The 20922-nt window shown below is 57.9% G+C and carries 23 protein-coding genes; 13 read left to right on the top strand and 10 right to left on the bottom strand.

From position 1 onward, the window contains the following. The first annotated feature begins 135 nt into the window (after positions 1-135). The 7 genes from dksA to kynU all read left to right on the top strand — a co-directional run bounded on the left by dksA (position 136) and on the right by kynU (position 5864). Positions 136-594, top strand: a complete 459-nt coding sequence (gene dksA, locus GRI35_RS00890) for an RNA polymerase-binding protein DksA (RefSeq protein WP_160612279.1) — start codon at positions 136-138, stop codon at positions 592-594. Between the two features lie 134 nt (positions 595-728). Then, the gene (locus GRI35_RS00885) at positions 729-1106 is read left to right on the top strand and encodes a PilZ domain-containing protein (RefSeq protein ID WP_160612278.1); all 378 of its coding nucleotides are present in this window, start codon (positions 729-731) and stop codon (positions 1104-1106) included. Between the two features lie 58 nt (positions 1107-1164). Next, on the top strand, positions 1165-2640 hold the full coding sequence (locus GRI35_RS00880; protein WP_235900086.1) for an ABC transporter substrate-binding protein: 1476 nt from the start codon (positions 1165-1167) through the stop codon (positions 2638-2640). A gap of 138 nt (positions 2641-2778) precedes the next feature. Then, entirely contained in the window at positions 2779-3168 is a 390-nt protein-coding gene (locus GRI35_RS00875) for a DUF4112 domain-containing protein (protein WP_160614670.1), read from the top strand. Positions 3169-3229: 61 nt separating this feature from the next. Next, on the top strand, positions 3230-4021 hold the full coding sequence (locus tag GRI35_RS00870) for a tryptophan 2,3-dioxygenase (RefSeq protein ID WP_160612277.1): 792 nt from the start codon (positions 3230-3232) through the stop codon (positions 4019-4021). Next, positions 4018-4644: an arylformamidase gene (kynB, locus tag GRI35_RS00865; RefSeq protein ID WP_160612276.1), complete on the top strand. Its 627-nt coding sequence runs from the start codon at positions 4018-4020 to the stop codon at positions 4642-4644. The genes GRI35_RS00870 and kynB overlap by 4 nt, the downstream gene beginning before the upstream one ends. After that, the gene (kynU, locus tag GRI35_RS00860) at positions 4641-5864 is read left to right on the top strand and encodes a kynureninase (protein WP_160612275.1); all 1224 of its coding nucleotides are present in this window, start codon (positions 4641-4643) and stop codon (positions 5862-5864) included. The genes kynB and kynU overlap by 4 nt, the downstream gene beginning before the upstream one ends. Positions 5865-5868: 4 nt before the next feature. Here the strand turns inward: kynU and GRI35_RS00855 are convergent, their stop codons facing one another. After that, positions 5869-6228, bottom strand: coding sequence for a hypothetical protein (locus GRI35_RS00855; RefSeq protein ID WP_160612274.1), 360 nt, complete (start codon positions 6226-6228; stop codon positions 5869-5871). Between the two features lie 45 nt (positions 6229-6273). Beyond that, entirely contained in the window at positions 6274-6879 is a 606-nt protein-coding gene (locus tag GRI35_RS00850; RefSeq protein WP_160612273.1) for an HNH endonuclease, read from the bottom strand. A 121-nt stretch (positions 6880-7000) separates the two neighbouring features. Here GRI35_RS00850 and gluQRS point away from each other — a divergent pair, with 121 nt between their 5' ends. From gluQRS to GRI35_RS00825, 5 genes are all read left to right on the top strand, one after another. Then, the gene (gene gluQRS, locus GRI35_RS00845; RefSeq protein WP_160612272.1) at positions 7001-7831 is read left to right on the top strand and encodes a tRNA glutamyl-Q(34) synthetase GluQRS; all 831 of its coding nucleotides are present in this window, start codon (positions 7001-7003) and stop codon (positions 7829-7831) included. A gap of 9 nt (positions 7832-7840) precedes the next feature. Further along, positions 7841-8071, top strand: a complete 231-nt coding sequence (locus GRI35_RS00840) for an HIG1 domain-containing protein (RefSeq protein WP_160612271.1) — start codon at positions 7841-7843, stop codon at positions 8069-8071. Between the two features lie 17 nt (positions 8072-8088). Beyond that, positions 8089-8673: a cob(I)yrinic acid a,c-diamide adenosyltransferase gene (locus tag GRI35_RS00835; protein ID WP_160612270.1), complete on the top strand. Its 585-nt coding sequence runs from the start codon at positions 8089-8091 to the stop codon at positions 8671-8673. A 70-nt stretch (positions 8674-8743) separates the two neighbouring features. Then, positions 8744-9613 carry a 3-hydroxyacyl-CoA dehydrogenase NAD-binding domain-containing protein gene (locus tag GRI35_RS00830; RefSeq protein ID WP_160612269.1) on the top strand — a complete coding sequence of 290 codons (870 nt, stop codon included), beginning with the start codon at positions 8744-8746 and terminating at the stop codon, positions 9611-9613. A gap of 52 nt (positions 9614-9665) precedes the next feature. Continuing rightward, positions 9666-10010 carry a hypothetical protein gene (locus tag GRI35_RS00825; protein ID WP_160612268.1) on the top strand — a complete coding sequence of 115 codons (345 nt, stop codon included), beginning with the start codon at positions 9666-9668 and terminating at the stop codon, positions 10008-10010. 6 nt (positions 10011-10016) lie between these two features. Here GRI35_RS00825 and GRI35_RS00820 read toward each other — a convergent pair whose 3' ends face one another. From GRI35_RS00820 to mutS, 3 genes are read right to left on the bottom strand one after another with little or no spacing between them, the layout of a single operon-like run. Beyond that, entirely contained in the window at positions 10017-10427 is a 411-nt protein-coding gene (locus tag GRI35_RS00820; protein ID WP_160612267.1) for a YidH family protein, read from the bottom strand. Beyond that, complete coding sequence (locus tag GRI35_RS00815; RefSeq protein WP_160612266.1) at positions 10411-10893, bottom strand: hypothetical protein; 483 nt, start codon at positions 10891-10893, stop codon at positions 10411-10413. Before GRI35_RS00815 ends, GRI35_RS00820 begins: the two co-directional genes overlap by 17 nt. Before the next feature lie 24 nt (positions 10894-10917). After that, entirely contained in the window at positions 10918-13545 is a 2628-nt protein-coding gene (gene mutS, locus GRI35_RS00810; RefSeq protein ID WP_202390471.1) for a DNA mismatch repair protein MutS, read from the bottom strand. Positions 13546-13666: 121 nt separating this feature from the next. Here mutS and GRI35_RS00805 point away from each other — a divergent pair, with 121 nt between their 5' ends. Next, positions 13667-15928 carry an NADP-dependent malic enzyme gene (locus GRI35_RS00805; protein ID WP_160612265.1) on the top strand — a complete coding sequence of 754 codons (2262 nt, stop codon included), beginning with the start codon at positions 13667-13669 and terminating at the stop codon, positions 15926-15928. 2 nt (positions 15929-15930) lie between these two features. Here GRI35_RS00805 and GRI35_RS00800 read toward each other — a convergent pair whose 3' ends face one another. The 5 genes from GRI35_RS00800 to rpoN form a co-directional block, all read right to left on the bottom strand. Beyond that, on the bottom strand, positions 15931-16980 hold the full coding sequence (locus GRI35_RS00800; protein ID WP_160612264.1) for an alpha/beta hydrolase family protein: 1050 nt from the start codon (positions 16978-16980) through the stop codon (positions 15931-15933). A gap of 30 nt (positions 16981-17010) precedes the next feature. Next, complete coding sequence (locus tag GRI35_RS00795) at positions 17011-17649, bottom strand: LytTR family DNA-binding domain-containing protein (RefSeq protein ID WP_160612263.1); 639 nt, start codon at positions 17647-17649, stop codon at positions 17011-17013. Between the two features lie 68 nt (positions 17650-17717). Then, positions 17718-18419 carry a tRNA (guanosine(46)-N7)-methyltransferase TrmB gene (gene trmB / locus GRI35_RS00790; protein ID WP_160612262.1) on the bottom strand — a complete coding sequence of 234 codons (702 nt, stop codon included), beginning with the start codon at positions 18417-18419 and terminating at the stop codon, positions 17718-17720. 191 nt (positions 18420-18610) lie between these two features. Then, positions 18611-19306, bottom strand: a complete 696-nt coding sequence (gene ctrA / locus GRI35_RS00785) for a response regulator transcription factor CtrA (protein ID WP_160604897.1) — start codon at positions 19304-19306, stop codon at positions 18611-18613. A gap of 143 nt (positions 19307-19449) precedes the next feature. Beyond that, entirely contained in the window at positions 19450-20904 is a 1455-nt protein-coding gene (rpoN, locus tag GRI35_RS00780; protein ID WP_160612261.1) for an RNA polymerase factor sigma-54, read from the bottom strand. Positions 20905-20922: the final 18 nt, after the last annotated feature.

Genomic DNA, 20922 nt, shown 5'->3' with positions numbered 1-20922 from the left:
CATCTTGTGCCGTGAAAACGTGCCGCCTATAGGCCCGCCACATGGTCGAATGAAGAGACCGGAAAAATCCGGCTTTTGCGGGGCATTCGCCTTGGAATTGCGTTGTACTGGCTTAATCCGGGAGTTTTGGACCCAATGACCTCTGCGTCGACTGACGATATTAAAGTCCTTGAACGAGTGAAGAAATCACTCGAGCCGGATTATGTCCCGGCGGAGGGTGACCCCTATATGGACAAAAAGCAGCTGGACTATTTCCGGATGCTTTTGCTGGAATGGAAAAAGTCGATTCATTCGGCTTCGTCGGTTACTCTACAGTCGTTGCAAGATGGTCCGATCCGCGAGCCCGATCTGAATGACCGCGCTTCAAGCGAAACCGATTGGAGTATCGAACTTCGCACCCGTGACCGCCAACGCAAGTTAATATCCAAAATCGACTCTGCTCTGCGCAGGATTGACGAAGGCGAATATGGCTATTGCGAAGTCACCGGCGATCCGATTGGCCTCAAACGCCTGATGGCTCGCCCGGTCGCGACTATGACTGTCGAGGCACAAGAAGCACACGAACGGCGTGAAAAGATTTCCCGCGACGATTGAGTTTGCTGGCCGCAAGCGCGGCGAAATTCTCGGGATCGAGATTAAAGCTTCGTTAGCCACTCTTCCGCTATGAAAATGGCAATTCCTCTTACGAGGATTGTGTATCGACTGACGAAGAGGGTCTGACTGCAATTATGTCTGGAGTAGACACCCGTAACATCTCGCGAGACAGCCTGTTCCTGATGGCAGAAATCCGCCTGGACGGCGAAGATGGCGAACACCGTGTGAAAGTGCGCAATCTGTCATCGGGCGGTATGATGGCCGAAGGCGGACCATCTGTTGTGCGCGGCAGTAATGTATCGATCCAACTGCGCAATATCGGCTGGGTCGAAGGCGTAATCGCGTGGGTGCAGGAAGAACGTTTCGGCATCGCGTTTTCCGAAGAAATTGATCCCGGCTTGGCAAGGGGCAAAACAATCGCAACCGACCATGTGGCGCCGCGCTTTACACGCCCGATTGGAATGCTTGCGCCCGACAAGCTCGCCGACCGGGAAAGACTGCGTAACATCTAACGTCCTGCAGGCGCATTCCCCGCTGACGTTCCATGGATTAGCTGCTATCCGCGCATGAATGACGTCACTCGCCCGGACCCTTGTCGCATTTGCGATTGCTGCTTCTCTACCGGGATGCAGTGATGGTTTCGACGATGATGTGACGCGGATCGCATTCATCGGTTCTCCCGACGACATTCCAGGTGCAGGGATCCGGCTCGCGCCTGCCGGGCAACATATACGATCAGCGACTGCAGAAGGGCTGGTGGCGCTGAACGAAATAGGTGAAGTCGTGCCCGCCATGGCGGAACGATGGATCGTTACCGATGATGGCTTGAGCTATATTTTTCGCCTGCGAAACTCGGAATGGAGCGATGGCACGACGATCACCAGCCAGAATGCGGTGCAGTCAATCGTGCGGAACATCGACCAGTTGCAGGGCACGTCACTCGGTGTCGATCTGGACATTATTTCGGATATTCGCGCGATGACCGGGCGAGTCATTGAGTTTCGCCTGAAGAGCCCGATGCCGCAATTTTTGCAGTTGATAGCGCAGCCTGAACTCGGCTTGCGCAAGGACGGTGTCGGGAATGGTCCGATGACCATCGAGCAAGGCGAAGACTCGATCACGCTTTCGGTTCTTCCTCCGGAACGGCGCGGCTTGCCAAGACGCGAAGAATGGCAGGAGGATTTTCGCCAGATCGAAGTGGTGAGCGTGTCTGCCGGTTCGGCAGCTGCCCTGTTCGAAGCCGGTGAAGCTGACGCCGTGTTCAATGGAAGCCTACTGAATTTAGCGCTCGTGGAAACCGGGCCCTTGTCCAGCGGAACCTTACGGCTGGATGGTGTCTTCGGGTTGTTTGGTCTTCGGATCACAAATTCCAGCGGATTTCTGGACGATGCCCCGCTGCGGGAGGCGGTGGCGATGGGCATTGATCGTGACACCCTGCTGCAGCCGTTCAATCTGGGCGGCTGGGTACCAACAACCCGGATAGTCCCCGCTGAACTGCCCAACACGGCTTCGGCAGTGACAGAACGCTGGGCGGACATGTCCTTTGAAGAGCGTCGCGCAGAAGCGAAGCGCAGGGTGATTGCCTGGCGTGCGCAAAACCTATCGGTTGAAGCTACACTTTCCCTGTCTCTGCCTGACAGCCCCGGATCGGATATCCTGTTCACCGAACTCGAAAGCGATTTTGACGCAATCGGGATTGTTCTAACACGCGTTGGCGCAAGTGAACGGGCTGATCTGGTATTGATAGACACGCTTGCGCGCTATGCCGACAAACGATGGTTTTTGAACCAGTTTAACTGTACTCTCGACGCTGGGCTTTGCTCGCCAGAGGCAGATGCGCTTGTTCTCGATTCCATGTCCGAGACCAACCCTCAGCTAAGTGCGCAACTCCTCGCCGAGGCGGAACAGGAATTGCTGGCCTCGCAAGCCTATATTCCGATTGGTGCACCCGTCCGGTGGTCACTGATCCGCGGCGGCGTCGATGGTTTTGTAGAGAACAGTTGGGGGCTTCATCCCTTGTTCCCGATGGCGTCACGCCCCAATTAAAGGGGGAAGGAGAGCATTATGGTCGATAGTGACCGCAAGCAGCCCGAGCTATTACGCCCCGAAAGAATGGGATCGGGAGCAGAGACGGGGCCAGCAACGGGGCCAGCAACGGGGCGAACAACGGGCCGGGCGCAGCCAATGGGTTTCGAGCTGCCTACAGGAACCGATCCCGTTGCTGTCCGCAAGCGTATCGAAGCAATGGAACAATTGCTGGAGCGCAGCTTTCGTATTCCCGGGGTCAATTACCCTATCGGGCTCGATTCGATTATCGGTCTGGTGCCGGTCCTGGGTGATATCGTCACGACCGCGATGGGTGCATATATTGTTTGGGAAGCCAAGAATCTCGGTCTGCCCAAATGGAAGATCTGGCGCATGATGGGCAATGTTGGTTTCGATGCGGTGCTGGGCGCTGTGCCGGTGGTCGGTGATGCGGCCGACTTCCTGTTCCGCTCCAACACGCGCAACTTACGGATTGTGAAGAAGCACTTGGACAAACATCATCCTGCCGCGCGCACGATCGATGGTTGAACAGCGTAGATAGTTTCAAATACAACCACTTTGTGCTTATAGCGCGCCTATGACCAAAGGCATGAGCAAGAGCGTTACCTATTCGAGCTATCTGGATCTTCAGAAGATCCTCTCTGCACAGCATCCAGCGTCTGATGCGCATGACGAGATGCTTTTTATCGTCGTTCATCAGGCAAGCGAGCTATGGCTGAAGCTGTGTCTGCACGAACTGGTCGAAGCGCGCGAGCATATTGCCGCCGATACGCTGAGCCCCGCTTTCAAAATGTTGGCCCGAGTGGCACGGGCGCAGAACCAGCTGATTTCAAGCTGGGATGTGCTCTCGACCATGACCCCGCATGATTATTCGCTGGTTCGCCCGCATTTGGGCAGCTCCTCCGGTTTCCAGTCGGCGCAATACCGGCTGATGGAATTCCTGCTGGGTGGCCGCAATCCCGACATGGTGACGATGCATGAGGCAACGCCCGATGTGGCGGCGGAGCTGAATGCGGAATTGGAGCGCGCCAGCCTGTATGACGAAGCGGTCCGCCTGCTCGCGCGGCGCGGGTTCGACATTCCGGGCGAAGTACTTGCGCGCGAAATGCATCTGCCCTGGACCGCGTCCGAGGCTGTCGAAGCGGCTTGGGCCGAAGTTTACCGCCACCCCAACAAGCATTGGGATCTGTACGAACTGGCCGAAAAGCTGGTCGATCTGGAATATCACTTCCAACGCTGGCGGTTCGGCCATTTGAAAACGGTCGAACGGATTATCGGCTTCAAGAAAGGCACCGGCGGCACGGCGGGCGTGCCCTATCTGGAAGCGGTTCTGAAACAGACCTTCTTCCCCGAATTGCTGTCAGTCCGGACGGCTATATGAATAGAAAAATCTGGGACATTTCGCAGAAATTGCGGCCTGGCCTACCTGTCTGGCCCGGCGATACCGAGTTCGCACATGAGGGCACCTGGGCGATGGGCGATGGCTCACCGGTCAATGTCTCCAAGCTCACAATGTCCACGCATAGCGGCACGCATGCCGACGCTCCGCTGCATTATGACGAAGCAGGACTCGACAGCGCGGCGAGCGATTTGACGCCGTATATTGGCGAATGCCTGGTGGTGGATGCGCGCGGTGTTGGCTCGGAAATTGATGTCGGCGATTTGCCGCATATCGATTCCGCAGATCGCGTGCTGTTCCGGACTTACGAGACTTTCCCGCATAATAAATGGGAAGAGGATTTCACCGCGATTGCCGCTGAAACGATCAAATGGCTTTCGGTGCAGGGTGTGACGCTGGTGGGCATCGACACGCCATCCATCGACCCCCAGAACTCCAAGACAATGGATGCGCACAAGGCGGTACTCGCGGCCGATATGCGGATTTTGGAGGGGTTGGTTCTCGATGATGTGCCCGAGGGGCGATATGAGCTGATTGCACTGCCGCTGCCAATTGTCGGTGCCGATGCCTCGCCGATCCGTGCGATTTTGAGGGAACTGCCGTGAGCCTCCTAGACCAAGCCAAACAACTCGACGCTGGTGATGCGCTGCGCGCATATCGGGATCGCTTCGATCTGCCCGAGGGCGTGATCTACCTCGATGGTAATTCGCTCGGCGCGCTGCCGAAAGCCACGAAAGCGCGCATTGCTGAGGTTGTTGAGCAAGAATGGGGCGAGGGCCTGATCCGTAGTTGGAACAGCGCTGACTGGATCAACCTGCCGCAGCGGGTTGGCGGCAAAATTGCCCCGCTAATCGGCGCGCAGCCGCATGAAGTGATTGCCTGCGATTCCACCAGCGTGAATCTGTCAAAACTGATTGCGGCGGCGCTGCATATGCGTCCTGGCCGGAAAGCCATCCTGTCCGAACCCGGCAATTTCCCGACCGACATCTACATGGTAGAGGGGCTCGAAGCGCAGGGTCTCGCGACGCGCAAATTGGCCGAGCGCGATGCTTTGATTGATGCTTTGGACGACGACGTGGCCCTGCTGATGCTGACCCATGTGCATTACAAGACCGGCGCAATGTTCGACATGGCGGCACTGACCAAGGCTGCGCATGACGCGGGCGCGCTGGTGCTGTGGGACCTGTCGCATAGCGGCGGTGCGCTACCGGTCGAATTGAACAAGTGTAACGCCGATTTCGCGGTGGGCTGCGGGTACAAATATTTCAATGGCGGACCGGGCGCGCCCGCCTATGCCTATGTCGCCGAGCAGCACCATGGCGATCTGCAACAACCGCTGACCGGCTGGATGGGCCATGCACAGCCATTCGCTTTCGATGATGATTACGCGCCCGCGCCGGGTGTCGACCGCTTGCTCGCCGGAACCCCGCCGATCTTGGGACTGTCCGCGCTGGAAGTCGGCGTTGATATGATCGCCGAAATCGGTATCGACCGGCTGATTGCGAAGTCCCGCGCGCTGAGCGAGTTCTTCCGGCAAGAGCTGTCGGACCGTCTGCCCGATCTGGAGCTGGTCAGCCCGACTGATCCGGAGCAGCGCGGCAGCCAGATATCCTTCCGCCATCCAGAGGCTTACGCAATCTGCCAAGCCCTGATCGCGCGCGGCATTATCGGCGACTTCCGTGATCCCGATATACTGCGGTTCGGCTTTGCGCCTGCTTATGTGGCGTTTGAAGATGTAGCGATGGCGGTTGAGGCTTTGGTCGAGATCATCAAGGCGGGTGAATGGGATCAGGCGGAATTCAAAGAGCGCGCGGCGGTAACCTAGAGGTTTAACCGTAGTGCGGCCCGTCAATCTCTATACCACTGAAATCGGAACCGTTAACGGTCATAACGAGATCAAACCGCTTAAAATACTTAAACCACTCTGCGTTTGATAGTTGAAGCTCGACAGCCCGAATTCTACTGGGATTTTCTTCGGCTGGCGCGAGATAAACAACCAACCCGGGGTGAGAGATTTCTTGTCCGGAGTTCTCGCTGAAGATAAGCCGCCATCCGACAACGCGCTCGTTTTCGCCGCTCAAGCCTTTCGAGTTCAAGTAGTCAGAAATCAATTCTCCGTCAGAGCGGTCTGCTGCTACTGTCCCCTTGAAGTCGTTATATTGAGTACTGGCTGTAAAAATGTCGCGCATTACTTATCTCCTTTGAAATGGAGATGAGAACAAAAAGGGCATATTTCAACCCTCCAACTCGATGTCCCAATAGAGCCAATCGCGCCATGTTTCGTGGAGGTAGTTTGGCGGGAAGCCTTTGCCGATATGTTGCAATTGCCAGCTGGTCGGGCGGATCGGATTGACCATCGTCATGCCTGCTTGCTTGGGTGTGCGGCCGCCTTTCTTCATATTGCACGGTGCGCAGGCGCTGGCGATGTTCTCCCACGTCGTCTTCCCGCCCAGACGGCGCGGGATCACATGGTCGAATGTCAAATTCTCCTCGCTGCCGCAATATTGGCAGGTGAAGCGGTCACGCAGGAACAGGTTGAAGCGGGTGAAGGCCGGGAATTCGCTCTGCTTCACATATTGGCGCAGCGCGATCACCGAGGGAATCTTCATATCGAGCGAAGGCGAATGCACTTCGCGGTCGTAACACTCGATAATATCAACCCGGTCGAGGAACACCGCCTTGATCGCGGTCTGCCACGGCCACAGGCTGAGCGGATAGTAAGACAGCGGCGTGTAATCGGCATTCAGGACGAGCGCCGGACAACCCGCGAGATTGCGGTCTCCGTCCCCACTGGCGCTTTTGAATTGCGCCGCTTGCTCGATCAGTTCAGCCTTAAACATGTGGCCGCTCCTTCCTGATGGACATGAGAGGAGCATTTGCGCCAAAAAGCGTCAACCCTGTTACAGGGTGTGAATCCACAGCCATTTTTAATTGATGCGGCCAAGCGGAAGGAGAACGGACGTGATAGTGACGCGCTTTGCCCCGAGCCCCAATGGTCCGTTGCATCTCGGCCACGCTTTGTCGGCAATCACCGCGCATGATCTGGCCAAAGACGCTGGCGGCCAGTTTTTGCTGCGGATCGAGGATATTGACGGCGCGCGCAGCCGGCCTGAACTGGCCGAGAGCTTCCGCGCTGATCTGGAATGGCTGGGGCTGGAGTGGGAGGAGGTCTCCGCGCAATCCACCCGCTTGGCCGGTTATGAAGCGGCTGCGGAGCGATTGAAGTCAGCGGGCTTGCTGTACCCCTGCCAATGCACCCGCGCCGACATCAAAGCCGCTGCGACAAAGTTTGGACCCGAAGGTCCGATCTATCCCGGCACATGCAAAGGCAAGGATGTCGATCTCTCGCAGCCTGTCGCATGGCGGCTCGACATCGGGCGCGCTCAAGCGGCGGTCGGTCCGCTAGATTGGTTTGACGCCTTAGCGGGCCCGCAAGTAGCCGTTCCGGAGCGGCTTGGTGATGTCTTGATAATGCGCAAGGATGCGCCTGCCAGCTATCACCTCGCGGTGACGATCGATGATGCAGCGGACGGAGTAACGCTGGTTACGCGCGGTCAGGACCTGTTTGCCGCAACCCATATTCACCGGCTGCTTCAGGCCTTGCTCGATCTGCCCGTGCCGCGTTGGCATCATCACCCCTTGTTGCTTGATGAAATAGGAAAGAAACTCGCGAAACGGCGCGGCTCCGCATCGCTTGCCGACCTGCGTGAAGCAGCCGTGGATGGTGCAAAGATTGCAAGCGATATTCGATTGGGCCGCTTTCCCATTGGAATGTCGCTAAGGAAGGGCTAGATACTTTCCATGAACTATATCCTTATACTCGCTCTCGTTATTCTGATGGTTTTGGTGCTTGTGTCACTCATCCGCGGGATCGTCGCTTTTATGAAAAGCACCAAGATCGATCTTGAAACCGGCGAAAGCCAGGACGCCTCCGATATGCAGTTGATGCAGAACAAGATGATGTTCGCGCGGATCAAATATCAGGCGCTGGCCATTGTGGTGGTCGGCGTGTTGCTGGCACTCGCTAATTAAGGCGGGGATTTATAGCCATGGTAAAGCTCAACAAAATTTACACCCGCACCGGTGACGATGGCACAACCGGTCTGGTTGACGGTTCGCGCGCGAAAAAACACTCGGCGCGGATCACCGCTATTGGTGATGTGGACGAGGCGAACAGCGTGATCGGGCTTGCTTCCGGTTCGCTCCATGGCAGCGGCCATGACCGATCGATTTCGCGCATTCAAAACGATCTGTTCGATCTCGGCGCCGATCTCGCGACCCCGCTGGGCGAATTTGGCAGCGAGGATTTCGAGCCGACCGAGATGGTGTTGCGCGTAGTCGCATCGCAAGTCGATTGGCTCGAAAATGCGATCGACGACATGAATGCCAAGCTGAAGCCGCTTACCAGCTTCATTCTGCCTGGCGGGACAGAAGCTGCTGCGCGCGCTCACATTGCCCGGTCTGTCGTCCGCCGCGCGGAGCGTTCGGTAACGGCGCTCGCGGATGTTGACCCGGTCAATCCCCAAGCCATCGCCTATATCAACCGTCTATCGGACTACTTTTTCGTCCTCGCCCGCGTGCTGAACGACAATGGCGCAGTGGACGTCCAGTGGGTCCCCGGGGCAAACAGATAGCAAACCGCTAGTCAGCGCCGGATCAAGCCGTTAACAGGCGCCTTTGCTGCAGTTGCGAAGGGATATGTTGATGCGGAAAGTCGCGGTAATCGGTGCAGGTCAGATGGGGTCGGGCATTGCCCAGACCGTGGCGCAGCATGGCATTCAAGTCATGCTATCGGATATCGATCTGGCAGTGGCTGAAAAAGCCAAAGACGGTATCGAGACAGCGCTTGGCAAGCTGGTCGGGCGCGGCAAAATCGAAATTTCCGATGTTGAAGCAGCTCTTTCGCGGATTACCCCGATTGGCGAGAATGCGCCGATGGTTGAGGCCGATCTGATTATCGAGGCTGCGACCGAGCAGGAGCATATCAAGAAAGCGATTTTCGAAGCGGCCGGCAAAGTCCTGCGCGATGATGCGATCATGGCGAGCAATACCAGCTCGATCCCGATTACCCGAATGGCCAATTTCGCGCCCGATCCAGCGCGGTTTATCGGACTGCACTTCTTTAATCCGGTACCGGTGATGGGCCTGATCGAGGTGATTCCCGGCTTGGCCACGGCTCAGGACACGACCGACCAGATCATCGCTTTCGCCGAAAGCCTCGGCAAGGAAGTCGTGCTTTCGCAGGATGAGCCCGGCTTTGTCGTCAACCGGATTCTGCTTCCGATGATCAATGAAGCGATCTTCGTATTGGGGCAAAGCACAGCCAATATCGAAGATATCGACAAAGGCTGCCGCCTTGGTCTGAACCACCCGATGGGCCCGCTGCAGCTGGCCGATTTCGTCGGTCTCGATACCTGCTTCGAGATTATCAAAGTGCTCTACGACACCACGGGCGACAGCAAATATCGCCCCGCGCCTTTGCTTGTGAAATATGTCGAAGCCGGATGGCTGGGCCGCAAAACAGGGCGCGGCTTCTACGATTATTCGGGCGAAACTCCTGTTCCTACACGGTAGTTCGGAACACTCTGCCATGCCCGGCCGTTGGTGAGGCAAAGGAGTATTTCAAATGACCGATCCAAAACCGCTCAGCCAAGAACAGCGCCAGGCCGATCTTGCGCCCGAAACGCATAATGACGAGCAGGATGACCACCGCTCGCAAGCCCAGGAAGTCGCCGAGCAAGCACGTGCAATTACGGGCGAGACATCAAGTCCGACCGAAAGCGCGAAGGTCAATCGCGATGGCGAGCCTTTAGGCAGTTCGGCGCAGGATACGGTCGATCACATGCGCGACATGGAAAGCTCGGGCCGGATTGATATGGATGCCTATGCCGGTGAACCCAATCACGATGACAATGTCGACAAATACGGCAAGAGCGTCAAACCCGATGGTCTGCGCGGCGACGGCAGCTGATACGCGCTAAAGCGCTTCCGGCTGGTGAAGAAGCCATAGCGCGATCGCCAAAATGAACGCAGCCGCACTGATGATATAGCTCAGCCACCGCATTTGCAGCGGTTTGGGCACATCGACTTCGTGCGGGTCCATTCTCGACAGCGATTTGCAGGCGTTTTTCTGGGCTTGCCAGGAGATAATCCCGCCCAGAATGATAAAAACGGTTGCGATTGCCTGGGCCAGCCATGGCGGCTCGAATTCTCCAAACACCGCGCGGAAGCCGAGGCCAATACCGATGGCGGCGAATGCCGTACGCAACCACCCCGCGTAGGTTCGCTCGGTCGCTTGGATGGTGCGATCTTCAGCGAGATCGGTCCGGTCTTCGGCCCAATCGGTGCGCTGTTCGGCTAAATCGTTAGAATCACTCTTCTTCGTCATCCCCACCTGGTACGATATTTATACCGTCGCCGACAACCATGCCTGCGGTTGGCGGGCCGGATGGTCCAGCGGTGAGGGGAGCATTGGACAGCCGTCTTGGCGCAGGTCCGACCGGTTGAGGTAGTGCTTCCGGAGGCAAGAGTATGGATTCGTCGGTGGCATTGTTGCCGGAACCGGGATCAAGAGTGGGCGCAGGATTGAAGCCCTCTGCCCTGTCGATGAGGTCGCTGTCTTCAAAAAATCCCGCGTCTGGTTCGGCGACATCCGGTGCTGTTTGTACTGGAGCCGCAACGGGTGCCGGATTGGCTTTTGCCGGCGTTTTTTCTGCTTCGCCCGTGAAATCCTTCGTTATCCTCATCAGCAAGCCGTCTTCGCCTTCCGAACCGACAAGCTGGGATATCCCGAACATGATCAGCCCGAGGAAAAACAGCGATGCGAGGCTGTTGCGAGAGATAAAGGAACCCATGCGGCGATATTTGCCCCAGAATCCTTAAATTTCGGTAGACCGTGCTGCTTGCTTCAACTCGTACAGCAAATCAAGCGCGTCTCTGGGTGATAGAGAATCAAGATCAAGTTCGGTGAGCTTCTCGCGGAGCTTGGCATCCGCGCTCTCTTCTGCTGGCTCGGCGGCGGCTGCGAAGAGCGGTAGATCGCCCAGGCCGGCAGCCAGGCCGCCAGTCTCCGCACGGCCTTTCTCCAGCTTGTCGAGAACCGATTTGGCCCGCGAAACGACCGGCTTGGGAATGCCTGCCAGGCGCGCCACTGCAAGGCCGTAGCTACGATCTGCGGGCCCTTCCGCCAGCTCGTGCAGCAGCACTAGGTCACCTTTCCATTCGCGCGCCCGAACATGGTGGAGCGAGAGCGCGTCGCAGCTGTCTGCGAGGCGCGCCAGTTCGTGATAATGCGTGGCGAACAGGCAGCGACAACGATTGGTTTCGTGAACCGCCTCGACCACAGCCCAAGCGAGCGCCAGCCCGTCATAGGTCGACGTGCCGCGCCCGACTTCGTCCAAAATCACAAAGCTGCGCTCGGTCGCTTGTGAGAGGATGGCCGCGGTTTCGACCATCTCGACCATGAATGTGGAGCGCCCGCGTGCAAGATTGTCCGATGCGCCGACGCGGCTGAAAAGCCGGTCCACCAGACCAATTGTTGCGCTGGTTGCAGGAACATAACCGCCTGCCTGAGCGAGCAACACGATCAGCGCATTCTGCCGCAGAAATGTCGATTTACCGCCCATGTTCGGGCCGCCAATGAGCCACAGCCGATCGTCGATATCGAGCGCGCAATCATTGGCGACAAAGCGATCACCACTTGCCGCCAGGGCTGCCTCAACCACCGGATGCCGCCCGGCATGTATATCCAGACAAGTGTCGTCTCGAATATTCGGTTTGCACCAATCGCCTTCGGCGGCGCGCTCTGCTTGTCCTGCGGAAACATCCAGTCTTGCAAGCGCTGATGCGGTTGCGGCAATGGCTTGGCGGGCTCGCACCATTTGCGCGGTCAAGTCTTCGAAATGGGCTTCTTCTGCGGCCAAGGCGTGGCCACCTGCCTCTGCGATGCGCCCGGCCTCCTCATGCAGCGATAGCGAGTTGAAACGCACGGCATTGGCCATCGTCTGGCGGTGCGTGAAGCCGCTATCGGGTGCCATCAATGCATCGGCATGTTTGGGCGGGACCTCGATGAAATATCCGAGCACGCCATTATGTTTGATCTTGAGCGAGGCGATGCCGGTGTCTTCGCGGTAGCGCGCTTCGAGCGCGGCAATGGCGCGCCGCGCATTGCCCGACACCTGCCGCAGCTCATCCAGCGCGGCGTCATAGCCTTCCGCGATAAAGCCGCCATTTTGCCGCTCGGTCGGTGGCGCTGCGACCAGCGCGCGCTGCATCAAATCCACCAAAGCCCCGTGCCCGCCCATAATTGGCAGCAGCTTTTCGAGCAGGGGCGGGCGGTCACTCTTCTGGCTCAAGAAGTCGCGAATCCGCCGCGCTTCTGCCAGGCCGTCACGAATTTGCCCGAGGTCGCGCGGGCTGCCTCTGCCAGCCACCACCCGGCCCAAGGCTCGCCCGATGTCCGGCAGAGCGCGCAGAACTTCGCGCAAATCGGCCCTTAGGAGCGGGTCCTGATGCAGATAATGAACGAGAGCAAGCCGCTGCGAAATGGCATCTAGATCGCAAAGAGGGGCGGCCAGATCATCGGCCAATTGCCGGGCTCCCGCTCCGGTCACACAGCGGTCGACGGCGGCGACCAGACTACCGGCGCGCCCTCCCTGCTGGGAGGTGAGAATTTCCAGACTTGCCCGGGTTGCTTCATCCATCGCCATCTGCGCGTCGCTTGCGCGGAGCTGAGGAGGAAGCAGCAGCGGCAGATTCCCGCGCCCGACATGGTCGAGATAGGTGATCAGCCCGCCCGCTGCCGCCAGCATCTCGCGCGTGAAGTCACCGAACGCATCAAGGGTTTTGACCTCGTGGATATGCGTGAGCTGCCGCTCTCCATCATCGCTGCCGAAATCACCGCGTGGGCGCTCTATCACATCATCGACTGCATGCTCGAAACCGTCAGGCGCGACGATTTCGCTGGCCCCGATTTGCGCCAGCGACGCGCCAACATCCAATGGGTCGCAGCGCTGCAAGATCATCTGTCCGGTTGAAATATCGCAGCTTGCAATCCCGATAGAGCCGCGCACATCGCAGATCGCGGCCAGCATATTGGCTCGGCGCGGTTCAAGCAAAGCCTCCTCTGTAAGCGTACCGGCGGTCACGAAGCGCACGATGTCGCGCTTCACCAGTGCTTTGGAGGCCGGCGTGCCTTCCTTCTTGGCGCGGATTTTGGCTTCTTCGGGCGTTTCGACCTGTTCGGCAATTGCGACGCGGCAGCCGGCCTTGATCAGCCGCGCCAGATAGCCTTCTGCCGAATGTACCGGCACGCCGCACATCGGCACGGGGTCTCCGCTGTCTTTCCCGCGCGCGGTCAGCGCAATATCGAGAATGCCCGAGGCGATCTTGGCATCTTCGAAGAACAGCTCGAAAAAATCGCCCATCCGGTAGAACAACAGGCACCCTTCGGCCTGCTGTTTGAGAGCATGATACTGCTCCATCATCGGTGTGGACTTGCCCGCCATGCACGGGGGTTACTCGGGGCTGATCCGATTCGGGAAGGGCGGCGTGATGCCTTTCCCCTATCGCATTGGGCAAAGCTGGTTTAAATGGCCACCAAGAGTTCGAAACAGAGGGATTAGCTACGTGGCCGACGACAAAAATGCAGGGTTCACCAAACGCGAAGCATTGTTTTACCACGAGACAATCCGGCCCGGCAAAATCGAGATTGTCGCGTCCAAGCCTATGGCAACGCAGCGCGATCTGGCATTGGCCTACTCGCCCGGTGTCGCGGTTCCCGTCCAAGCCATTGCCGACGATCCCGCCAACGCCGCGAAATACACAGCACGCAGCAATCTGGTCGCGGTGATTTCGAACGGTACCGCTATCCTTGGCATGGGCAATTTGGGCGCATTGGCATCCAAGCCTGTGATGGAGGGCAAAGCGGTTTTGTTCAAACGCTTCGCCGATGTCGATTCGATCGATATCGAGCTGGATACCGAAGACCCGGACAAGTTTATCGAAGCGGTTGCGCTGATGGAACCGAGCTTTGGCGGGATCAATCTGGAAGACATCGCCGCGCCCGAATGCTTCATCATCGAGCAGGCTCTGCGCGAGCGGATGAATATTCCGATCATGCATGATGACCAGCATGGCACGGCAATTATCGCGGCGGCGGGTCTGATCAATGCGTGTCATTTGACCGGACGAGATTTCAAAAATGTGAAGATGGTGGTCAATGGTGCGGGCGCGTCTGCGCTGGCCTGTACGGCGCTGATCAAGAGCATCGGTGTCCCGCATGACAATGTGACCGTTTGCGACCGTAGCGGCCCCATCTATCCGGGCCGTGAAAATGTTGACCAGTGGAAAAGCGCACATGCGGTCGAGACCGAGGCACGCACGCTGGAAGAAGCGCTCGATGGCGCGGACATCTTCCTTGGCCTGTCGGCAGCAGGCGCGCTCAAGCCGGAATGGGTCAAGAAGATGGCGGACAGGCCGATCATTTTCGCCATGGCCAATCCCGACCCTGAAATCACCCCGGATGATGCCAAGGCCGTCCGCCCCGATGCGATTATCGCGACGGGCCGCTCGGACTTCCCGAACCAGGTGAACAATGTCCTTGGTTTCCCGTTTATTTTCCGCGGGGCGCTGGATGTGCAAGCCACCGCAATCAATGAAGAGATGAAGGTTGCGGCAGCGCATTCGATCGCGGAACTCGCACGGCGGCAAGTGCCCGAAGAAGTCGCGGCGGCTTACGGCAAGAACCACAAATTCGGCACCGATTATATCATCCCCGCTCCATTCGACCCGCGCCTGATGGAAGTTGTTTCGTCCGCCGTGGCGAAAGCTGCGATGGATTCGGGTGTGGCGCTCGCACCGATCGAGGATTTCGAGGCCTATCGTCTATCGCTCAAAGCGCGGCTCAATCCGACCACATCGGTTCTGACCAACACCTATGAGATCGCCAAAGCCAATCCCAAACGCGTTGTCTTTGCCGAAGCAGAGGAAGAAGTTGTGCTGCGCGCCGCGATTCAGTTCCGTGATTTTGGTTATGGCACACCGGTACTGGTTGGCCGGACAAAGGCCATCGCCGACAAAATGCATATGCTGGGGGTGGAGGATCATCGCGATTTCGAAATCCAGAACTCGAAAGACAGCGAGCATGTCCCCGCGATGGTCGACTATCTCTATAAACGGCTCCAGCGGAAAGGATATACCCAGCGCGACGTCGGTCGGATGGTCAATCAGGAACGGAATGTTTTTGCCGCGCTGCTGGTCGCGCTTGGCCATGGCGATGCGATGATATCCGGTGTCACGCGAACATTTGCGCAGACTGCGCGCGAAGTGAATCTGGTGCTCGATTCCAAAGCAGACGCGCTGCCGTTCGGCATCCATATGATGATCGGCAAAAACCACACCACATTCCTTGCCGACACTACGATCAACGAACGTCCGAGCGCGGAGGAGCTGGCGCATATCGCCCGCGAAACCGCCGCTGTTGCGCGCCGTATGGGCCACGAACCGCGCGTTGCGTTTCTGTCCTATTCGACCTTCGGCAACCCCAGCGGTAAATGGCTCGACAATATTCGCGGAGCGGTGGCCATTCTCGATAAGGAAGATCCAGGCTTCGAATATGAAGGCGAAATGGCCCCCGATGCTGCGCTGAACCCGAAAGTGATGGAGCTTTACCCCTTCAACCGCCTGTCCGGTCCGGCCAATGTGCTGGTCATGCCAGGCCTGCAATCGGCGAACCTGTCTGCGAAAATCCTGCGCGAGCTTGGGGGCGATGACACGATTGGCCCAATGCTGATCGGCATGGAAAAGCCGGTGCAGATCGTCCCGATGACCGCGATTGCCCCCGATGTGTTGACCCTGGCCGTTCTGGCGGCGGCGGGGGTTGTCGGGTGAGTTTACTCTGCTTGGACGACGGAACGTAGCCATTTGCTGACGGGGTCGACAAACAATTCGGGGCGGTTTTTCCCGCCTGTCCATGCATAAGCAGAAACCGGGTCCGGGTAGATACGCAGCCCGTGACCAGCACGCGGAATTTCGAGCCATGTCGCAGTGCCGGGGCGCAGCCGGTTGAGTGTATCGACGATGATGCGATGGCTTTGGCGGGGTTCGAACTGATCATATTGTCCATACACCACCATCACGGGCGCATTGATCCGCGTCCAAGCCGATAGCCAGTCTTTCTCAGCTGCCTGCCAGTGCCATGAGTGGGGGCGGCCATAATGCGGTTTGGTATCGGTTCCCAGCAGCGAGTCCCAGACCCCTGCCAAATGGGGGTGGGCATCTTCAATCGCTTCCGGGGTCATCTTGTCGAGCAGATAATAACGCTGAAATTCCATCCGGCGCAGCATCTCTGCGTGAATGGTTTGTGGGTGGAAATCGGCTTGCCGTTCGAGTTGCTGGCGGTCGAAATGCAGCATCCGTTCGAGATAAGTCAGCGCCCCGCCGCCTTGGACGACAACTCCGGCCACGTTCATTCCGTCGGCGACAAGCGGCGCAGTCGTGGAGCCCAAGCTGCTGCCGTAAATGACAATTCGGTGTGGATCGACCCAATGGTCTATCGACAATTGGTCCAATGCTTCGCGGTAGTGACGCACCTCGGTATTGTAATCGAGTGCATCGCAGCCCGGGCCCTCGCTCGATCCCTCTCCGGCTCGATCAACGCGGATAAGGGCGTAGCCGGCGGCGAGCGCCAGCTTCTCCTCCAAACTCACACGATCCTCGCGCGGGGCGATAGAGCCGCAGGATACCCACTGGGTCAGGAACAATGCAGGTAATGGCCCCCGCGAATTTTTCGGCCTGCTGATATAGGCTGACAGAGCGAGGCCATCGGTCGTTGAAACGGAAACTGTCCGGTGCTCGAGCGCATTGTCTTTTGGTGTCGACGCATAGGTCGGGACAGCGAAACCGAACAGGAGCAGGGCCGCGGATAGGATGCGATAAATCATGCGGCAAAGGTGCCGCGAATTCGCTTCGTATCAAGATCGCTGGGATGAAGGGACGAAATTGAGCGCATCCCGAAAAGCATTGCCAACCGGTAACCGCTTGCCATTCGCGAGTAGAACGCCCTGACGATCCAGCCGTGTCACCAATTGACGCCGGACAATGTACGATCTGTGTATCTGACAAAGCCCGTCCGTATCTCGGTCGAGCAATGCCGACAGCGTCGATCGGATAAGCACGGGCGATTCATTGTGGCGGTGCAGTTCAACATAATTGCCTGCGGCGCGCGCCCAATCAAAGTGCTCCAGCCGCATATCGATCGCCGCATCTTTTGCCCGGTGGGGACGCGGCCTGAGCGCCAGTATGCCGAGTACCGCTACCGACACTGCTACTCCCGGTAGTCGGCGCACGATCTCAAAACTCAAATCACTACGGTACTCCCCGTAAATCGGTAGTTCGATGGCGAGCGACAGGACCATCGCCGCGGTTAGCGCGCAGCATACCGCCCGCAGCGTGCGGAAGTGACGCGCTATTTCTACGGCTGCGATCCACGGGACGATGTTTATAACACCCCACGCAGCGGCGTTGAACAGGGTCTCCGGATTACCGGCGAAATAATTGTAGAGCAGACAATAGGCTGCGCTCACGGCGACTGCGCCAGTGCACGTGAACATCAGCCTCAGCCCTATCGGATAGTTTTGATATGATGCCAGCACCCGCTTTCTCCCACTAATCCGTGATCTTATTTCCGCCGATACCTGAAATACCAGACCTCGTGACCAAACACTTCACGGGCCTTTCTTTCGTACCGCGTCTCGCTCCATCCCGCGGGGCGGTTCTGCCAGTCGGCAGGGCTTTCGGCGAGCCATTCGAACTCGTCGGTATGGCGGCGCATCACCATTAGCGCGTGGCGCAGATAGATGTCATGATCGGTGCCGAAGCGGAACTCGCCGCCTTTTTTGAGCTTCGCTGCGATCATTTGCACCGGGCCGTCATTCATCATCCGGCGCTTCGCATGGCGCGCTTTGGGCCATGGATCGGGATGCAGCAGATAGACAAAGCTGAGCGCCCCATCGGGAATACGGGCGAGCACTTGCAGCGCATCGCCGTGATGGATCCGGATATTGGCAAGCCCGCGCTCTTTGGCGTGAGTGAGCGCGCCTGCGACACCGTTCAAGAAGGGTTCGGCGCCGATAAAGCCGTGATCGGGCAGCATGTCGGCGCGGTCGGCCATATGTTCGCCCGAACCGAAGCCGATTTCGAAATGCATTGGCCGATCGTCGCCGAACAGGCCTTGCGATGTGATGTCGCCTTCCAGCGGCACCGCAATCTTCGGTAAGAAATTCTCGACCAGGTCCTGTTGGCTCGCACGCAAAGGTTTGCCTTGGCTGCGGCCATAGAGTCGGTTGAGTGTTGTGGGGTCGCCGGGCTTATGAGCAGTCATGGAGCTGCGCATACATGTTTTTTGTTTTGCCTCAAGCGGGGGAGTCTCTTGTTTTTGTCCCTCAGTCGCCGGGCGGGACGCATCCGCGTCCCATCCGGCGACTGAGGGGCTAATACAAACAGCTCACACAAAAACGCGCCCTGAGTTCTTCAACACAGGGCGCGTTCTCGCTGTATCAGGAGACTGAAGAATTAGGCAGCTTCTGCGGCGGCTTCCGGATCGCGCAGAACGTAACCACGGCCCCACACTGTTTCGATGTAATTCTCGCCGTCACATGCATGGCTGAGCTTCTTGCGCAGCTTGCAAATGAAGACGTCGATAATCTTGAGTTCGGGCTCATCCATGCCGCCATAAAGGTGGTTGAGGAACATTTCCTTGGTGAGCGTCGTGCCTTTGCGGAGCGAAAGAAGCTCCAGCATGGCGTATTCTTTGCCGGTCAGGTGAACGCGGGCGCTGTCGACTTCGACAGTTTTCGCATCGAGGTTCACCGCCAGTTTGCCGGTGCGGATGATCGATTGGCTGTGGCCTTTCGAACGGCGCACAACGGCGTGAATGCGGGCAACCAGCTCTTCGCGGTGGAACGGCTTGGTCACATAGTCGTCAGCGCCGAAGCCGAAGCTGCGGATTTTGCTGTCCATTTCGGCGATGCCCGAGAGGATAAGAACCGGCGTTTGCACTTTGGCTACACGCAGTTTCTTGAGCACGTCATAGCCGTGCATGTCTGGCAGGTTCAGGTCGAGCAGGATGATATCGTAATCATACAGCTTGCCCAGATCGAGCCCTTCTTCGCCCAGATCGGTTGCGTAGACGTTAAAGCCTTCAGTCGTCAGCATCAGCTCGATGGCCTTCGCTGTTGTTGGCTCGTCTTCGATCAACAATACACGCATGGGTGGTTCCCCTTCATCGCCCAAATTCGTTTGGTAACACTTCGCTAAGAGGTGTTGCCGCGGATTAACCACACAACATCTGAACAAAAAAGGTTAACGCGCGGTAAAGACCGTTAACACTTTTTTGGTGTTGCCTTCGGGACTCACCCCAAAGCCTGCAGTTTTTTCGCCCGTCTGCGCTGCACACTGCTGCCAATTCCCATCGCCTCGCGATATTTGGCGACGGTGCGGCGGGCGATGTCGAAGCCCTCGCCTTTGAGCATTTCGACGAGCTTGTCGTCCGACAGGATTTTCTTCGGGTCCTCTGCATCGGTGAGCGCTTTGATCCGCGCTTTGACGCTTTCGGACGATGCGCCGCCTTCGCCATCGGCGCCGCCGCCCACTCCGCTCATGAAGAAATATTTGAGTTCGAAAGTGCCGCGGTCACAGTGGAGATATTTGTTGGAAGTTACCCGGCTGACCGTGCTTTCGTGCATTTCGATCTCTTCGGCAACCTCGCGCAGCGTTAGCGGGCGCAGCTGCGAAACACCATTTCGAAAGAAGCCGTCCTGCTTCTTCACAATTTCGGCGGCGGTTTTGAGGATTGTCTTCTGTCTCTGGTCGAGCGCCTTGATCAGCCAGTTCGCATCATTGAGCTTCTCATTAAGCCATCCGCGTGACTCTTTATCGGTACATCCTTGCTTGAGTTCGATGAAATAACCGCGATTGACCACAAGGCGTGGCAGTGTCGCTTCGTTGAGCTTTATGTCCCAGCCATTCGCTTCGTTCTGCGCAATCAGAATGTCAGGAACGACCGCGCTTTCGGGCGCACCACCATAGGCAAGGCCGGGTTTCGGATCGAATGCGCGCAGTTCGCCGAGCATGTCGGCAAAATCCTCGTCATCGACATCGCACATCCGTTTGAGGCGGGCGAATTCACCCTTGGCGACCAGATCGAGATTTTCGATCAGGCGCTCCATACAGGGATCGTAGCGATCGATTTCCTTGGCTTGCAGAGCGAGGCATTCGCTTAAGTTACGCGCACCCACGCCGGTCGGGTCAAGCGTCTGGACGGCCTTTAGCGCTTGTTCGGTTTCTGCAAGCGAAACACCAAGTTCCGCTGCTATCTCGCGTAGCTGGCCGCGCAAATACCCTGCTTCATCGAGTTGTCCGATGAGGTTGCGAGCGATGAACTCCTCACGGACACCGCAGCACGCTGCACCTATCTGATCGTGCAAATGGTCGGCCAGCGATATGGAATCCGCGCTGTTTTCTTCGATCCCCGGCAGATCACCGGCTGGCGCGCCCGAGCCCGCAGCGCCCCATTCACCGTCTCCGGTATCGCGGTCCACATCAATCGCGGTTTTGTCGATGTCGAGCGCGGCCTCCTGGCCTGCGGGTGCATCGGCGGTGGGTTCGCTGACAGCCTCATCAATGACCGGGGTGTCCTCGCTGCGAAGATCGCCAGCTTCGAGCAGCGGGTTGGCTTCCAGAGCATCACCGATGAAAGTTTCGATTTCCAGATTGGACAATGCGAGCAGCTTGATCGCCTGCTGCAATTGCGGCGTCATCACCAGCGATTGTGACTGTCTAAGGTCTAGGCGCGGACCTAAGGCCATGGATCAATGTCCCGCCGG

The sequence above is a fragment of the Pontixanthobacter aestiaquae genome, from assembly GCF_009827455.1.
Taxonomy (GTDB): domain Bacteria; phylum Pseudomonadota; class Alphaproteobacteria; order Sphingomonadales; family Sphingomonadaceae; genus Pontixanthobacter; species Pontixanthobacter aestiaquae.
Note: the sequence above shows the minus strand (reverse complement) of the source record. Positions and strands in the feature narration are given on the sequence as shown.